The organism is Streptomyces humicola (genome assembly GCF_024436035.1).
Classification (GTDB): domain Bacteria; phylum Actinomycetota; class Actinomycetes; order Streptomycetales; family Streptomycetaceae; genus Streptantibioticus_B; species Streptantibioticus_B humicola.
In genome coordinates this window covers 484710-500540 of sequence record NZ_JANFNG010000002.1, presented here as the reverse complement: position 1 = coordinate 500540, position 15831 = coordinate 484710, and the positions used below count along the sequence as shown (strand labels likewise).

Genomic DNA, 15831 nt, shown 5'->3' with positions numbered 1-15831 from the left:
GGCTTGTCGCCCACAGGACAGGTGTCGCTGTCGTCGTCATCCGGTCAACGTCCGGTGGGCGGTGAAGATTCCCGTTTCGGGAGATGCGCCCGCAGCCCTGTCTCTCCGTCGTCGCCGCCCCTTGTTGTACCCAACGGCGCCCTTTTTGTCACATCTGACAGGAGATATCACCCGTCGTTTTCGTATCGTTGGCGCGCAGTAACGGTCCATCCGCGGGGACAAACGCGTACACTACCCGCCCACGGCCTTCAGGCCTAAATCAGCTCCGCATCGCGGACAGCTGCCTCGGCCACCGCCCGGCCGACCGGCACCCTGGCCAGCAGTACGAAACCGGCCACGAAGAAGACCACGAGCGAGACGATCGCGGCCCTGTAGCTCCCGGTCAGCTGGAATGCCAGCCCGAACAACAAGGGGCCTACCCAGCTCGTGCCCCGGTCGCTCACCTGGTACACCGAGAAGTACTCCGCCTCCTTCCCCCGCGGGACCAGCTGCGAGAACAGCGACCGCGACAGCGCCTGGCTGCCTCCCAGCACCATCCCGATCGCCGCCGCCAGCACGAAGAACCACGCCGGTCGGTGCGCCGGCAGGAAGTAGCCGGCGCCGACCGTGAGCGTCCAGGCCACCAGCGAGCCGAGCACGGTGCGCTTGGCCCCGTAGCGCCGCGCAAGCCGCCCCAGGAGCAGCGCCCCCGCGATCGCGAGCACCTGGACCAGCAGCACCGCGCAGATCAGCGTCGTCTGGCCCAGGCCGAGCTGTTGCGAGCCGTACAGCGACGCCTGGGAGATCACGGTCTGCACCCCGTCGTTGTAGATCAGATACGCCAGCAGGAACGAGAGCGTCAGCGGGTGGCTGCGCAAATCCCGCAAGGTCGCCGCCAGTTGCCGCAGTCCCTGGCCGACCGCGGCCGGCCCGTCCGCCGCGGGTGCGCCGCGCTCCCGCAGCCCGCGCAGCGGGACGAGGGTGAACAGCGCCCACCACACCCCGGCCGACGCCAGACAGAGGCGCACGGCTGCGCCCTCCGAGACGCCGAGCGCCGCGTGGTTCAAGAACAGCACGAGATTCAGCACCAGCACGGAGGATCCGGCGACATACCCGCAGGCCCACCCGTGCGAGGACACGGTGTCCCGCTCCTGCGGCTCGGCGATCTGCGGCAGGAACGCGTTGTAGACGGCGAAGGACGCTCCGTAGCTGACATTGGCGATGATCAGCAGTGCGCCGCCGAGCAGATAACGGTCGCCGCTGAGGAAGAACAGTCCCGCCGTCGCGGCGGCGCCCACATAGGCGAACAGCCCCATCACGGGCTTCTTGCGTCCGGTACGGTCGGCGACCGCGCCGGCCAGCGGCATCACCAGCACCGACAGCAGCACCGAGGCGGAGATCGCGTAGGCGAAGTAGGACCCGGCGCGCACCGGGATGCCCAGCGGGTGCACATAGCCGTGCGCGTCGGCGGCGGCCTTGGCGATGCCGGTCAGGTACGGGCCGAGGAAGACCGTGATCACGCTGACGTTGAAGACGGCGGTCGCGAAGTCGTAGACATACCAGGAGCGTTGCTCGCGCCGCCGCGCGTTCGTCCCGCCCGCTGTGCCGTTTCCCTCGCGCGCGCTCACCGCTGTCCCCTCGTCGATCCCCGTCAACGGCTCGCGCCGCCGGCCCACTCTCCCCGTTCGGCCAGCACGGCACGCAGTGTCTCGATGCGATCGGTCATGATGCCATCCACACCGAGATCGAGCAGCGCGGACATCCGGTCGCGGTCGTTGACCGTCCACACGTGCACCTGCAGGCCCCTGCTGTGCGCCGCCCGCAGAAAGGTGCGGTCGACCACCCGTACACCGCGGAATCGTTCCGGAACCTGAACGCAGACGGCCTCACCACCGCCGAGGCGGCCGAGGGCACGGCCACCGTAGCCGAGGAGACGCAGCGTTGCGACGCCCCGCATGCCGAGCGACGTGGCCAGCCGCGGCCCGGCCAGCGCGCGGGTGCGCGCCACGCGCCGCTGCGAGAACGAACCGACGCACACCCGCTCCCATGCGCCGGCCTTGCGCACGGCGTCCACCAGCGGTTCGATTGCGGCCTCCGCCTTGACGTCCACGTTGATCCGGGCGCCGGGGAAGGCGTCGAGCAGCTCCTCGAAGAGCGGCACCGGCTCCCGCCCGCCCACGCGCGCCCTGCGCACGGTGCTCCACGGCAGCGCGGCGATGGCGCCCCGGGTGTCGGTCACGCGGTCGAGCGTGGCGTCGTGAAAGGCGACCAGCACCCCGTCCGATGTGGCGTGCACATCGGTCTCCAGATAGCGGTAGCCGCACTCGACGGCCCGCCGGAAGGCGACGAGGGTGTTCTCCAGGCCGTCCGCGTCCCCGCCGCGATGGGCGAAGGCGAGCGGGCCGGGGTGGTCGAGGAAGGGGTGGCGAGGCGAGATCACTCGACGAGTATCGCGGGCTGTGCCGCCGAGCCGGCGGGCGCACCCCCACTACAGGCGGCGACCACCGCAGGCCGCCGCTCTGCGAGCGCGAACAGCCGCAGGAAGAGCTGGGCCAGAGGGCCGATGGCCAGGGCGTATGCCACGGTACCGATGCCCACCGGGCCGCCGAGCAGGAAGCCGGTGGCGAGCACGGTCAGCTCGATACCGGTACGTACCAGCCGCGCCGAGCGGCCGGTCCTGCGGTGCAGGCCGGTCATCAGGCCGTCGCGCGGGCCGGGGCCGAAGCGGGCGGAGATGTACAGGCCGGTCGCCACGCCGTTCAGCACGATCGCGGTGGCGAGCAGGGGAATCCGCACGGCGAGCGGGTGCACCTCGGGCAACAGCCCCAGCGTGGCGTCCATGGACAGACCCACCACGAAGACGTTGGAGGTCGTGCCGAGTCCGGGGCGCTGCCGCAGCGGCCACCACAGCAGCAGCACCAGAGCGCCAACCATGATCGACACGACCCCGATGCTGATCCCCGTGTGCTGTGCCACGCCCTGGTGGAAGACGTCCCATGGATCGAGCCCGAGCCCGGCGCGGAGTTGGAGCGCCGGGCTCGACCCGTAGAGCACGAGCCCGCAGTAGAGGTGGACGAGACGACGGCTGACGCGAGCCGACGGGAGTGCTGCGGACGAACCGGCGGCAGGCACGAGGGGACCCCCTGGCGGAAGTGGCTGGTTGCGTGACAGTCTGGGCGCGGGGGTAGGGCCAATTACATGGCCAATCCAGGGAAGGTGGACTTGTTCTGATGGCGCAGTGGACTGCAGCGGTGGGCGCGGGGCATCTGGCCCGGCTGCTCGCACCGCACTCGGCCCGGCCGGACGGCAGGCGCGTCCCCGCGTACCGGGGGCTGGCCGAAGGCGTACGCCTGCTGGTGCTGGAGGGGCGGGTGCCCGTCGCGGCCCGGCTTCCCGCGGAGCGGGAGCTCGCGGTGGCGCTCGGCGTCAGCCGTACCACCGTGGCCGCCGCGTACGAGGCCCTGCGCTCCGAGGGTTTCGTCAAGTCCCGCCGCGGCGCCGGAAGTTGGACGTCCATGCCGGACGGGCACCCGGTACCCGGCGGTGGACTGGAGCCGCTGCCACCGACAGTGACGTCAGCCGCCGGCGCGGCGGGGACGTCGGCCGCCGACGCGGCGAGTGCCACCTCCGTCATCGATCTCGGCATCGCCGCGCTGCCCGCCCCCGAACCGTGGCTGACCCGCGGCATCGAGGGGGCGCTCGCAGAACTCCCCGCCTATGCCGCAACCCACGGCGACTTCCCGGCGGGGCTGCCTCCGCTGCGCGAGGCCATCGCCCGCCGCTACACCGAACGCGGCGTGCCGACGATGCCCGAACAGATCATGGTGACCACCGGGGCGCTGGGCGCGGTGGCAGCGGTCTCCCGGCTGGTGGCCGGGCGCGGCGAGCGCATCGCCGTGGAGGCGCCGAGCTACGCCAACGTCCTGCAGCTCCTACGCGAAAGCGGCGCCCGGCTCGTCCCGGTGCCCATGGAAGAAGGCCTTGCGGGCTGGGACCTCGCCGCCTGGCGGCGCGTGCTCCGCGACGCCGCCCCGCGCATGGCCTACGTGATCCCGGATTTCCACAATCCCACGGGCGCGCTAGCCGGCGACGAACTGCGGCGCGGACTCGTCGAAGCCGCGCGCTCCGCGGGCGTCGTGCTCGTCGCCGACGAGACGATGGCCGAGCTCGCCGTCGATCCCGAGGGCGGGATGCCGCGCCCGCTCGCGTCCTTCGACCGCGGCGGCGGCACCGTGGTCACCGTGGGCTCGGCGAGCAAGGCGTTCTGGGCCGGCATGCGGATCGGCTGGGTACGGGCCACACCCGAGGTGGTGCGCAATCTCGTCGCCGCACGCGCCTACCTCGACCTCGGCTCCCCAGTCGTCGAACAGCTCGCCATCGTGTCGCTGATGCGCGGTGAGGGCTGGGGCGAGGCCGTCGCGCTTCGCCAAGATCTCGCGGGCGCCAACAGGGACGCGCTGGTGGCGGCGCTTCGCCGGCGGGTGCCGGACTGGGAGTTCGAGGTTCCCAGGGGCGGGCTGACGATGTGGGTGCGCACCGGGGACGTCTCCGGCTCGCGGCTCGCGGTCGCGGGGGAGCGGTTCGGCGTACGGGTCCCGTCCGGGCCGCGGTTCGGGATTGACGGCGCCTTCGAGGGGTACATCCGGCTGCCGTTCTCGGTGTCGGGCGCCGTCGCGGACGAGGCGGTCTCCCGGCTGGCGTCGGCGGCCGACGCGGTCCGCTCGGGCGGGCCGGTCGCGGATCTGCAGGGCCCGGGCTCGCTCGTCGCGTAGTCCGAGCGTAGTCCGTGTGTAGTCCGTGTGTAGTCCGGGTGTAGTCCGGCCGGTTCCGCCGGGCCTGCGGTCACGGACCGGCGGTGCTCGTTCCGGGCTCGGGCGTGGGGTGCGCCGGCAGCAGCGACAGCACCGCCTGCGCATGCGCCTGGCCGGTCTCCTCGTCGTGCGGGTCCGGCGTATGAGGCACCTGCAGCCGGTGCACCGGGCCGTCGCCGAGGCGTGCGTAACCGCGGCCCGCAGGGATGTGCGCGGCGGGAGTGGTGTGCGGAGGCAGCCCGAGCACGGCGTGCACCTGCGCCGGGGAGACCTGGCCCAGCACCACGCGTGCCCGGGTGTGGGCGCGCACCACCAGGGCGAGCGATTCCAACGCCTCGATCTGATCGCCGACCGCGACCGTGACGTTCGCCGCCCGGCCGTGCCGCAGCGGGACTTCGAGCAGCTCCTGCGGGTCCGGACGGCCCTCGGCCGCCGCCAGGTGCGCCAGCGCGGTCGGGCGGTCGACCACGATCCACATCGGCGTCCGGGCGTCCTGCGGCGTCTGCCGGCCGGTCTGCCGCGCACGGTTGACCGCGATCAGCCGGCGCTCGGTCTCGCGCGCCGCCCACTCCAGGGCCGCGAGCGTCCCGGCGAGACCGCTCTCCACCGCGAGCACGCCGGGCCGCCCGGTGAGGAAGGCGTACTCGCCGGTGCCGGCCCCGTCGAGGACGAGCACATCTCCCTGGTGGAGGGCCTGCAGGGCGATCGAGCGGAGGAGGGTGGTGATACCGGTGCCCGGCCGCCCCACGGCGAGCAGATGGGGCTCGGTCGAGCGAGGGCCGGTCCGCCACACCACGGGCGGCGCGTCCCACGTCTCCTCGCCCTCGGCGACCGGGATGGTGAGCCTGACCGCGTCGTCGTCGGTGAACCCCAGGATCGTCTCGCCGGGCGCGGTCACGAAGCGCTGGGCGGTGATGCCGGTGGTCAGCGCCGGCAGAGCGGTCAGGGTGACGAGGTTCTCCTCCTCGTTCCAGTCGAAACGGTACTCCCTGCCCCGTCCCGCCTTCGCGTGCAGCAGCCGCTCGACCCGCGCCCGCGCTTCTACGTCGCCGTCCATGAAGTACGCGGGATACCGCACCTGGAGCAGGACCAGCCGGCCGTCGTCGAACTCGTAGTGGGTGACGGCGTCTTCCCACGAGCCGTCGTGTGCGTAGAGCGGCTTCGGATCGGCCGGGTCCGACAGATACGGCACCAACGCCTGGTAGACGGCCTGCAGCTTTGCGGTCTCCGTGTCGTCGGGGCCGGTCTCCACAGGGTTCCGGTCGCGTCCCGCCCATGCGGCGGAGCCCATCACCGCGAGGACGACGAGCGCCGGCCCGTAGGGGAGGAGCGTGACGACGAGCATGGCAGAGGCGGCGAGGAACAGGACGGGACCGCGCCGGTCGCTCGGGGTGCGCGCCCACCACGCGCGCAGCCAGGCGGCCTGGCACCGCAGACCGCGGGTGAGGGTGATCACCGGGTGGAAGACGTCGCCGGCGCCCTCCGCCGCGGCCTGGGCGAGGTCGCGTCCGCGGGCCATGGACAGGCGGCCGCTCAGGATGCCGGTGAGAGAGCGCCGGGCCACGTGATCTCCGTCGAGTGTGCGCGGTGGGGAAGCGGGACTACAGCTTGAGGCCGCCGAGGAGGCTCGCCAGACTCTGTCCGCCTGCCTTGATGCTCGGTGCGATGGCAGTGCCCGCGAGGTAGAAGCCGAAGAGGGAGCACACGAGGGCGTGGGAGACCTTCAACCCGTCCTTGCGGAAGAACAGGAACGCGATGACGCCGAGCAGAACCACGGCCGATAGGGACAGGATCATGGGGTTTCTCCTGTGGGATGAGGACGGTCACCATGAGTTCTTCCAGCGTCGCAAAGAGTAATAATCGATTAAAGGCGCCGAACAGGTGATTCTTCACCTTTTTCACTGATATGGGCGGAGTACGGGCATCTGGAGGCCCTCGCCGCGATCATTACCCCCGGTCGCCGCGGCATGCGGAGGGCACCGCTTCCGGAGCAGTGAAGTCCCACGTCCGAGTGAGGGTCTCGAGGCGCCGAAATCCCCTGCCTTCGGCGGGAGGTACCCCCTAAGGTTCGGCCATGGCTTCTCGATCCGTGTCTCGATCCGTGCACGAACACGCGCGTGGACCGGCGTACGAACTGGCTCAGGTCAACATCGCCCGCCTGAAGTCCCCGCTCGACTCCCCGCAGCTCGCCGACTTCGTCGCGGCTCTCGACCCGGTCAACGCCGTCGCCGACGCGGCCGACGGTTTCGTCTGGCGGCTCCAGGGCGACGACGGCAATGCGACATCGATCCCTGTGCTCGGCGACCGCTGGCTGATCGTGAACATGTCCGTCTGGCGTGACGTGGACGCCCTCAGCGCCTTCATGTACGACACTCCCCACCGCGAGGTACTGCGCCGCCGCCGCGAGTGGTTCGAACGCATCGAGGAGGCGGTCACCGCCCTGTGGTGGGTGGCCGCCGGACACCGGCCCGCCGTCTCCGAGGCCGAGCAGCGCTTGCTGCACCTGCGCGCACACGGACCGACGCCGGAGGCGTTCTCGCTGCGCGAGCCCTTCCCCGCCCCCGACGGCACACCCGCCGGTGCGCCCGCCGCGGGGTGTGCGGCAGGCTGACCGTACATAGGGTGAACTCATAGGACCGAGGACGGACAACCCAGGAGCGACGACAGATGACCGAGCCCAACCCCGAGGCCGAGCCGGCGCACGACCCCGAGGTGCTCCAGCTCGCGGCGAAGGTCTTCGACCTTGCTCGGCAGGGCGCCACGGACACCCTCGACGCCTATGTCGACGCCGGGGTCCCGGTGAATCTCTCCAACGACAAGGGCGACACCCTCGTGATGCTCGCCGCATACCACGGCCACGCCAGGACCGCCGCCGCGCTGCTCGCCCGTGGTGCCGACCCCAACCGCGCCAACGACCGCGGGCAGACGCCGCTCGCGGGCGCCGTCTTCAAGGGCGAGGACGAGGTGATCCGGGTGCTGCTCGACGGCGGCGCCGACCCCACCGCGGGCACCCCGTCCGCCATCGACACCGCCCGCATGTTCGGCAAGGAGGACCTGGTCGCGCTCTTCGAGAAGCGGTGACGGTCGTCCTCGCCGGTACTCAGCCCAGGTCCGGGACGGCACGGACCTCCACGAACGGCTCGCGCAGTCCGTCGAGTTCGAGCACCACGATCTCGTTGCGGCCCGGGATAAGCAGCGGCCACGGCAGGTAGAGGGCGCGCTGCGGGCCGCGTTCCCAGTAACGGCCCAGGCAGAACCCGTTGACCCACACATAACCCTTGGTGGCGCCGGGCAGCGCGAGATAGCCGTCGCCGGGAACGCTCACGTCGAGGAATCCCCGGTGGAGGACCGGGCCGGCAGCGGCGGCCGGCGGCCCGGCGCGCCACGGCAGCGCGGGCAGCGGCACGTCGAGCGGCAGGGCCTGTGCGGTCCAGCCGTGCACGTACTGCCAGCCGTGCAGCACGCCGGTGATGCCCTTGCGGTCGCCAAGCCGCGGACCGTAGTTGACCCGCCCCATCGACTCCACCAGCAGGTCGATGCGCGTTCCGGTGGCATCCGGTGACGCGATCTTCGGCGGGTCGATGTCCGCGTCGCGCTCCAGGACGGTGACGGGATCTCCGTCGACGAACAGGTGCGCGCGGTCGGCGAGACCCTCGACGGTGAGCGGCCACGGCTGCCGCGGCCCGGGCAGGGTGGCCGTGTAGCGGACGAGGCCGTGCGCCACCCCCAGCTCCTCGAACGACAGGGGTGCGGGGGAGTGGCTCACCGGAGTGCCCACGTCATCCAGGATGTCGAAGAGCCGTACGGATTCGGTGAGTTCGAACCGCGCGGGTGCCAGCAGCGGCGGCAGCGCGGGCGGTTCAGGGAGCGGCTCGTTCCCCGTGTAGTCCTGCAGTACCTCACGGAAGGCGAAGAACTTCGGCGCGGGCGCGCCGCGTTCGTCGACCGGCGCGTCGTAGTCGTACGAGGTCACCGTCGGCTCATAGACCCCGCCCTGCAGCGGCTTGCCGTGATTGGCGCCCGCCCAGGTGCCGAAGTTGGTGCCGCCGTGCGCCATGTAGATGTTGACCGAGGCCCCTGCGGCGAGGATCCGGCGCAACGAGTCGGCGGCGTCGGCCGGGTCGCGCACGGTGTGCTGCTCAGCCCAGTGGTCGAACCAGCCGCACCAGAACTCCATGCACATCGGCGGGTCGTCGGGACGGAAGCGGGCGAGCGAGGCGAAGGCCTCCTCCGGGCGGCTGCCGAAGTTGACGGTGGCGGTGGCGCCGGGCACCGTGCCGCCGGTGAGCATGAAGTCCTCCGGCCCGTCGGAGGTGAACAGGGGTACCTCGATGCCGCGTTCGCGCATCATCGAGGCGAGCCGTTCGAGGTAGGCCGTGTCGCTTCCGTAGGATCCGTACTCGTTCTCGATCTGCAGCATCAGCACGTTGCCGCCGCGCGTGACCTGGTGCGCCGCGATGCGCGGGATCAGCTCGTCGTACCACCGCGCGACGTGTGCGAGGTACTGCGGCTGGGAGGTGCGCAGCCGCAGGTCGCGCTCGGCCAGCAGCCACCAGGGCAGGCCGCCGTTCTCCCACTCGGCGCAGATGTACGGGCTCGGCCGCACGATCGCCTGCAGCCCGGCCTCCGCCGCGGCGGTGAGGAACCCCTCTATGTCCGCCATGCCGTCGAAGTCGTAGACACCCGGGCGCGGTTCGTGGAAGTTCCACGGGACGTAGGTCTCCACCGTGTTCAGGCCCATCGCCCGCAGCATCCGCAGCCGGTGCGGCCACTGCTGCGGCAGGACGCGGAAGTAGTGCATCCCGCCGGAGAGCAGGCGCAGCGGTTGTCCGTCCAGGAGGAAGCCGGACGGAACGATTCGGAAGGGCACGGCAGGCTCCGGTGGCGGTCGTAGAAAGCGCTTGCTGGCGCACGTTACAAGGTCGCACGGGAAGGAGGCAACGCAGATCCCCAGGCAGATTCCCAGGCGTAATCTTGCGAGCGATCGGCACCCATGGCGGGAGCAGGGCGATGAACGCGCGCGAGGACCGGCATCTGATCGTAGTGCGGCACGCGAAGTCCGCGTGGCCGCCGGACGTGGCGGACCGCGAGCGTCCGCTCGGCCCCCGCGGACTGCGCGACGCGCCCGCTGTGGGCCGGTGGCTGCGCGACAACGGGTTCAAGCCCGACCGCGTCGTCTGCTCGCCTGCCCACCGCACCCGCGCGACCTGGGAGCTGGTCGCGCACGAGCTGGACACCGCGGACCCGCCGGTGGCATACGACGGGCGGATCTACGGCGCGGACACCGATGGTCTTCTGGACGTGGTGCACGACGTGCCCACGCCAACCCGCACGCTGCTGCTCCTCGGACACGCTCCGGGCGTCCAGGAGCTGACGCTGGAGCTCGCAGCCGAGGGGGAGCGCGACGCGCTGGAGCGCGTTCAGGAGAAGTTCCCGACCTCGGCGGTCGCCGTGCTCACCACGCCCGCCGCGTGGCCGGATCTCGCCCCCGGATCCGCCCGTCTTGCGGCCTTCGTCGTGCCGCGCGGCCGCAAACACTGAACCGGCGGCAGCGGCCGTACGTCCTTCGTACCGGCGGCCAACCGGCTGAGCTTTGCGCCCCTCGAGTTTGGCGGCGGTGCGTTCCGGTTAGCCAACGGTGCTGTGCCGATCCGTGGAAGGAGGGCGCGGCGTGGGGACGACGACGGCGGTCACCATGGAGATCAACGCGGAGAGCTGCGCGCTGGATCTCGACAACCGGACGACGCTGCTGGATGCGTTGCGCGAACACCTGGGGCTCACGGGCACGAAGAAGGGCTGCGACCACGGCCAGTGCGGCGCGTGCACCGTCCTTGTGGACGGCCTGCGCATGAACAGCTGCCTCCTGCTCGCGGTCGCCCTGGACGGAGCCCAGGTCACCACCGTCGAGGGGCTGTCCTCCGATGCCGTGCTCCACCCGGTGCAGCAGGCCTTCATCGACCATGACGCCTTCCAGTGCGGCTACTGCACGCCGGGTCAGATCTGCTCCGCCGTCGGCGCGATCACCGAGGCGGCGTCGGGCTGGCCGAGCGCCGCCACTGCGCAGGAACGTCCCGTCGGGTCCGTGGCGCTCACCGAGGCGGAGATCCGTGAGCGGATGAGCGGGAACCTGTGCCGCTGCGGCGCCTACGTCAACATCGTCAGCGCCGTGGCCGAAGCGGCGGAGGCGGCCAGGGAGGCGGGCCGGTGAAGACGTTCCGGTACGAGCGGCCCACCGACCCGGCCGCGGCGATCGCCCTGGTGGCCGGCGACTCCGGCGCCCGGTACCTCGGCGGGGGCACCAACCTCGTCGACCTGATGAAGCTCGGCGTGGAGACCCCCGAACTGCTCGTCGACGTGAGCCGGCTGCCGTTCGGGGAGGTGGAGGAGACCGGCGGCGGCGGCCTGCGCATCGGCGCCGCCGTGCGCAACAGCCGCCTCGCCACCCACATGCTGGTGCGCGAACGCTACCCAGCCCTCTCCCAGGCCCTGCTCTCCGGCGCCTCCGCCCAGTTGCGCAATGCGGCGACCATCGGCGGCAACCTCCTGCAGCGCACCCGCTGCCTGTACTTCCAGGACGTCTCCAAACCCTGCAACAAACGCCGCCCAGGCTCCGGCTGCCCCGCCCGCGAGGGCGTGCACCGCGATCTCGCCGTCCTCGGTGCCTCGGAGCACTGCATCGCGACCAGCACCTCCGACCTGGCCGTGGCCCTGGCGGCGCTCGACGCGACCGTCCATCTCGCCGGTCCGGCCGGGACCCGCTCCCTCCCGCTCACCGATCTGCACCGGCTGCCGGGCGACGCACCGGAGCGCGACACCGTCCTGCGGCACGGGGAACTGATCACCGCCGTCGAGCTGCCGCCCCCGCCGCGCTCGGCCCGCTCGGCCTACCGCAAGGTCCGGGACAGGGCCTCCTACGCCTTCGCGCTCGCCTCCGTCGCGGCCGTGCTCAATGTGCGGGACGGCGCCGTCCACGAGGTGCGCCTTGCCTTCGGCGGTCTCGCCGCGAAGCCGTGGCGGGCGAACGGGGCCGAGGAGGCGCTGCAGGGCCGCCCGGCGACCGAGGATTCCTTCGCCGCCGCCGTCCGCACCGAGCTGACGGCCTGCCGGCCGCTGCGGGACAACGGCTACAAGGTGGCGCTGGCGGAGCGGCTCGCGGTGGCCGTCCTGGCGCAGCTCGCCGAGCTCGACTGAGGAGACCACGATGACGACGCTGGAGTCCGCGCTCGGGGCGTCCACGGCCCGCCTGGAAGGCCGCGCCAAGGTCAGCGGCACCGCGCGGTATGCGGCCGAGTACGCCTCCGAAGGCGCGCTGTACGCCTGGCCCGTGCCCGCGGGCATCGCGCGCGGCGAGGTCACGGCGGTGCACACCGATGCGGCGATGGCGGATCCCGCGGTCCTCGTCGTGCTCACCCACGACAACGCGCCGCGGCTGCGACCCGTGGAGGACCGCACGCTGGCGCTGCTGCAGTCCCCGCACGTCGCCCACCGCGGCCAGTACGTCGCGCTCGCCGTCGCCACCTCGTTGGAGGCGGCGCGCGCCGCCGCTGCCGCCGTGCTCGTCCAGTACAAGGCCGACCACCACGACGTGGTGCTCACCGAGGACCATCCCGGGCTCTATGCGCCGGAGGAGATCGACGGACTGTGGCCGGGGACCCGCGAGCACGGCGACTTCGGCGGGGCGTACGCGGCGGCGGAGATCCGCACCGACGCCGTCTATACCATCCCGCCGCTCCACAACCACCCGATGGAACCGCACGCCGCCACCGCCGTGTGGGACGGCGACGCACTGACGGTGTACGACTCCAACCAGGGCTCGACGGCCGTCCAGCACACGCTCGCCCAGCTGTTCGGCATCGACGCGGGCCAGGTGCGGGTGGTCAGCGAACACGTCGGCGGCGGATTCGGTTCCAAGGGCACACCCCGTCCCAACGTCGTTCTCGCGGCGATGGCGGCGCGCGCCGTCGACCGCCCGGTCAAACTCGCCGTGCCGCGCAACCACATGCCCGCCGTCGTGGGCCACCGGGCCCCGACGATCCAGCGCATCAGGATCGGCGCCGGCAGCGACGGCCGCATCCGCGCGCTCGCGCACGAGGTGGTCACCTGCACCTCGACGGTGGGGCACTTCGTCGAGCCCGCCGCCCTGCCCAGCCGCATGATGTACACCGCGCCGAACAGCCGCACCTCCCACCGGGTGACCAGGCTCGACATCCCCGCGCCTTCGTGGATGCGCGCACCAGGGGAGTGCCCGGGCATGTTCGCCCTGGAATCGGCGATCGACGAACTCGCGGACATCTGCGGCCTCGACCCGGTCGAGCTGCGCATCCGCAACGACACGGAGGTGGAACCCGACTCCGGCCTGCCGTTCAGCAGCCGCCATCTCGTCGAGTGCCTGCAGGAGGGAGCACGCCGCTTCGGCTGGCACGAGCGCGACCGGCGCCCCGGGATCCGTCGCGAGGGGCGGCTGCTGATCGGCAGCGGAGTCGCCTCCTCGATGTACCCGGTCATCATCTTTCCGTCGTGCGCCGCGGCCCACGCCGACCCCGACGGCCAGTACCGGGTGCGGGTGAACGCCACCGACATCGGAACCGGGGCGCGTACGGTCCTCGCCCAGATCGCCGCCGACGCGCTCGCCGCACCACTCGGACGCGTGCACATCAGCATCGGCAGCAGCGATCTGCCCGAGGCGCCGCTCGCCGGAGGGTCGTCCGGCACCGCGTCCTGGGGGTGGGCGGTGCACAACGCCTGCGCGCAGGTGCGCGAGCTGGTCGAGCGCAGCGGCGGGAGCGTGCCCGCCGGCGGCCTGTCGGCGTCCGCCGACACCACCGAGGACATCAAGTCCGGGCAGGAGTACGCACGGTGTGCCTTCGGCGCGCAGTTCGCCGAGGTGCAGGTGGACACCGACACCGGCGAGGTCCGGGTGCGCCGGCTCACCGGCGTTTTCGCCGCAGGACGGATCCTCAATCCCCGTACAGCACGCTCGCAGTTCATCGGCGCAATGACGATGGGCCTGTCGATGGCGCTGATGGAGGCCAGCACCATGGACCCGGAATTCGGCGACCACGCCGAGCGTGATTTCGCCTCCTACCACGTCGCGGCGTGTGCGGACCTACCCGCGATCGAAGCGCACTGGATCGGCGAGGAGGACCCCCACCTCAATCCCATGGGGTCCAAGGGAATCGGTGAGATCGGCATCGTCGGCACCGCCGCGGCCATTGCCAATGCCGTGCATCACGCCACCGGAGTCCGTGTACGGACGCTTCCGATTCGCCCGGACGCGCTGCTGCCGCATTTCGCGCATTTCGCATGAAACGTCCAGCATGCTGGTGGGCATGAGCGAGGAACGAAAGGCGCCGGCGGTACGAAGCGGACGACTGGAAGGCAGGGCCGGCAAGGCGGCTGAGCGTGCCTTCACCGCGCTGGACCAGCGGCTGCCCGCGGCGGAGGGCGGGACCCTGCTGCGCAAGGTCTTCCCCGACCACTGGTCGTTCCTGCTCGGCGAGATCGCCCTCTACAGCTTTGTGGTGCTGTTGCTCACCGGCGTCTATCTCACGTTCTTCTTCGACCCCAGTATGAACGAAAGCGTCTACCGCGGCGCGTACGCCCCTTTGCACGGGGTACTGGCCACGCAGGCGTACTCCTCGACTCTGCGCATCAGTTTCGAGGTCCGCGGCGGGCTGCTGATCCGGCAGATGCACCACTGGGCCGCCCTGGTGTTCGTCGCCGCCGTCGGGGCGCACATGCTGCGGATCTTCTTCACCGGAGCCTTCCGCAGGCCGCGCGAGGGCAACTGGCTCATCGGGGTGACGCTCTTCCAACTCGCCATGCTCGAAGGGTTCTGCGGCTATTCCCTCCCCGACGACCTGCTTTCCGGAACGGGGCTGCGCACCGCAGCGACCATCATCGGGTCCATCCCCGTCGTGGGCACGTATCTGAACTTCTTCGCCTTCGGTGGAGCCTATCCCGGTCACGATTTCATTCCCCGGCTGTACGTGGTGCACATCCTGCTCGTTCCGGGGGCGCTGGTCGGACTGATCACCGCCCATCTCATCCTCGTCGTGTATCTGAAGCACACCCACTGGGGCGGGCCGGGCCGGACGAACAGCAATGTCGTCGGAGCGCCGATGGTCCCGCAGTTCACCGCGAAGACCACCGGCTTCTTCTTCATGATCTTCGGCCTTCTCGCCGCTCTCGGAGCCCTCGCACAGGTCAACCCGATCTGGCGGTACGGTCCCTACCGGGCCGATCAGGTGTCGACCGACGCCCAGCCCGACTGGTACGTGGGATTCCTCGAAGGTGCGCTGCGGCTGATGGGCCCTTGGGAGACCAACGTGTGGGGCCACACGTTCATGTGGAACGTGCTGGTGCCGGCGGTGCTGCTGCCCGCGGTGCTCTTCGTCGTCCTCTACCTGTACCCCTTCTTCGAACGGTGGGTGACGGGCGATCAGGCCGAACACCACCTGTGCGACCGGCCGCGCAACCGCCCGACGCGCACCGCGTTCGGCGTCGCCGCGATCACCTTCTACGCCGTACTGCTGCTCGCCGGCGGCAACGACGTGATCGCCTACTCGCTGCGCGTCTCCGTCAACAGCCTCACCTGGCTCTTCCGCGGAGCGGTCTTCATCGCGCCACCACTCGCCTTCGCCGTCACCAAGCGGATCTGCCTGGGGTTGCAGGCACACGACCGCGACCTGCTGAGCGAGGGCGAGGAGACCGGGCGGGTGAGCCAGGAGGTGTACGGGAGGATCGACGAAGGCCGGCGCCCGCTGCCAGAGCGCCGCCGTTACACGCTACTGCTCAGGGACGTCCCGCTGCCGCTGCAGCCCGCCGAGGACGAGCCCCGCCCGGTGCCGCGTCGCCGGCGCCTGCGCTTGGTCCTGAGCTCCTGGTACTACCGGGACCGGGTGGAGCTGCCCGTCGGGGCCGCGCCCCCGCGCCCCGAGGTCACCGCCCCACCGCGCGAACCGCTGACGGAGCGTGAGGAGGGCGGATCGGCGGGACAGTAGAGGGGCGCGCTCGGCCTTGCGCCCGGCGGCCGTGCACC

The 15831-nt window shown here is 71.4% G+C and carries 14 protein-coding genes; 8 read left to right on the top strand and 6 right to left on the bottom strand.

Annotation, left to right across the window (positions count from 1 at the left end; genetic code table 11):
* Positions 1–254: 254 nt before the first annotated feature.
* From NGB36_RS05720 to yczE, 3 genes are read right to left on the bottom strand one after another with little or no spacing between them, the layout of a single operon-like run.
* Positions 255–1607 carry an MFS transporter gene (locus tag NGB36_RS05720; RefSeq protein WP_255918950.1) on the bottom strand — a complete coding sequence of 451 codons (1353 nt, stop codon included), beginning with the start codon at positions 1605–1607 and terminating at the stop codon, positions 255–257.
* Between the two features lie 23 nt (positions 1608–1630).
* Complete coding sequence (locus NGB36_RS05715) at positions 1631–2419, bottom strand: glycerophosphodiester phosphodiesterase family protein (RefSeq protein ID WP_255918949.1); 789 nt, start codon at positions 2417–2419, stop codon at positions 1631–1633.
* A complete protein-coding gene (gene yczE, locus NGB36_RS05710; RefSeq protein WP_255918948.1) occupies positions 2416–3111 on the bottom strand; it encodes a membrane protein YczE in 696 nt (231 codons plus the stop codon). The genes NGB36_RS05715 and yczE overlap by 4 nt, the downstream gene beginning before the upstream one ends.
* 98 nt (positions 3112–3209) lie before the next feature.
* Here yczE and yczR point away from each other — a divergent pair, with 98 nt between their 5' ends.
* The gene (yczR, locus tag NGB36_RS05705; RefSeq protein WP_255918947.1) at positions 3210–4751 is read left to right on the top strand and encodes a MocR-like transcription factor YczR; all 1542 of its coding nucleotides are present in this window, start codon (positions 3210–3212) and stop codon (positions 4749–4751) included.
* A gap of 70 nt (positions 4752–4821) precedes the next feature.
* On the opposite strand, the gene NGB36_RS05700 is transcribed toward yczR, so the two are convergent.
* Both NGB36_RS05700 and NGB36_RS05695 read right to left on the bottom strand, forming a co-directional pair.
* On the bottom strand, positions 4822–6354 hold the full coding sequence (locus tag NGB36_RS05700; RefSeq protein ID WP_255918946.1) for a hypothetical protein: 1533 nt from the start codon (positions 6352–6354) through the stop codon (positions 4822–4824).
* A 37-nt stretch (positions 6355–6391) separates the two neighbouring features.
* Entirely contained in the window at positions 6392–6586 is a 195-nt protein-coding gene (locus NGB36_RS05695) for a hypothetical protein (RefSeq protein WP_255918945.1), read from the bottom strand.
* A 278-nt stretch (positions 6587–6864) separates the two neighbouring features.
* On the opposite strand from NGB36_RS05695, the gene NGB36_RS05690 reads away from it, so the two are divergent.
* Together NGB36_RS05690 and NGB36_RS05685 are read left to right on the top strand one after the other, a co-directional pair.
* Positions 6865–7401 (top strand): DUF3291 domain-containing protein, encoded by a 537-nt coding sequence (locus tag NGB36_RS05690; protein ID WP_255918944.1) that lies wholly within the window; start codon positions 6865–6867, stop codon positions 7399–7401.
* 56 nt (positions 7402–7457) lie between these two features.
* Entirely contained in the window at positions 7458–7871 is a 414-nt protein-coding gene (locus NGB36_RS05685; RefSeq protein ID WP_255918943.1) for an ankyrin repeat domain-containing protein, read from the top strand.
* A 19-nt stretch (positions 7872–7890) separates the two neighbouring features.
* Here NGB36_RS05685 and NGB36_RS05680 read toward each other — a convergent pair whose 3' ends face one another.
* The gene (locus NGB36_RS05680; protein WP_255918942.1) at positions 7891–9660 is read right to left on the bottom strand and encodes a glycoside hydrolase family 35 protein; all 1770 of its coding nucleotides are present in this window, start codon (positions 9658–9660) and stop codon (positions 7891–7893) included.
* Positions 9661–9800: 140 nt separating this feature from the next.
* Between NGB36_RS05680 and NGB36_RS05675 the strand changes: the two genes are divergently transcribed.
* The 5 genes from NGB36_RS05675 to qcrB all read left to right on the top strand — a co-directional run bounded on the left by NGB36_RS05675 (position 9801) and on the right by qcrB (position 15793).
* A complete protein-coding gene (locus NGB36_RS05675; protein ID WP_255918941.1) occupies positions 9801–10331 on the top strand; it encodes a SixA phosphatase family protein in 531 nt (176 codons plus the stop codon).
* A 154-nt stretch (positions 10332–10485) separates the two neighbouring features.
* Positions 10486–10998: a 2Fe-2S iron-sulfur cluster-binding protein gene (locus NGB36_RS05670; protein ID WP_255919026.1), complete on the top strand. Its 513-nt coding sequence runs from the start codon at positions 10486–10488 to the stop codon at positions 10996–10998.
* Complete coding sequence (locus NGB36_RS05665) at positions 10995–11981, top strand: FAD binding domain-containing protein (RefSeq protein WP_255918940.1); 987 nt, start codon at positions 10995–10997, stop codon at positions 11979–11981. Before NGB36_RS05670 ends, NGB36_RS05665 begins: the two co-directional genes overlap by 4 nt.
* 10 nt (positions 11982–11991) lie before the next feature.
* Positions 11992–14097 carry a xanthine dehydrogenase family protein molybdopterin-binding subunit gene (locus tag NGB36_RS05660; protein ID WP_255918939.1) on the top strand — a complete coding sequence of 702 codons (2106 nt, stop codon included), beginning with the start codon at positions 11992–11994 and terminating at the stop codon, positions 14095–14097.
* A 22-nt stretch (positions 14098–14119) separates the two neighbouring features.
* A complete protein-coding gene (qcrB, locus tag NGB36_RS05655) occupies positions 14120–15793 on the top strand; it encodes a cytochrome bc1 complex cytochrome b subunit (protein WP_255918938.1) in 1674 nt (557 codons plus the stop codon).
* The last annotated feature ends 38 nt before the right edge of the window (positions 15794–15831 follow it).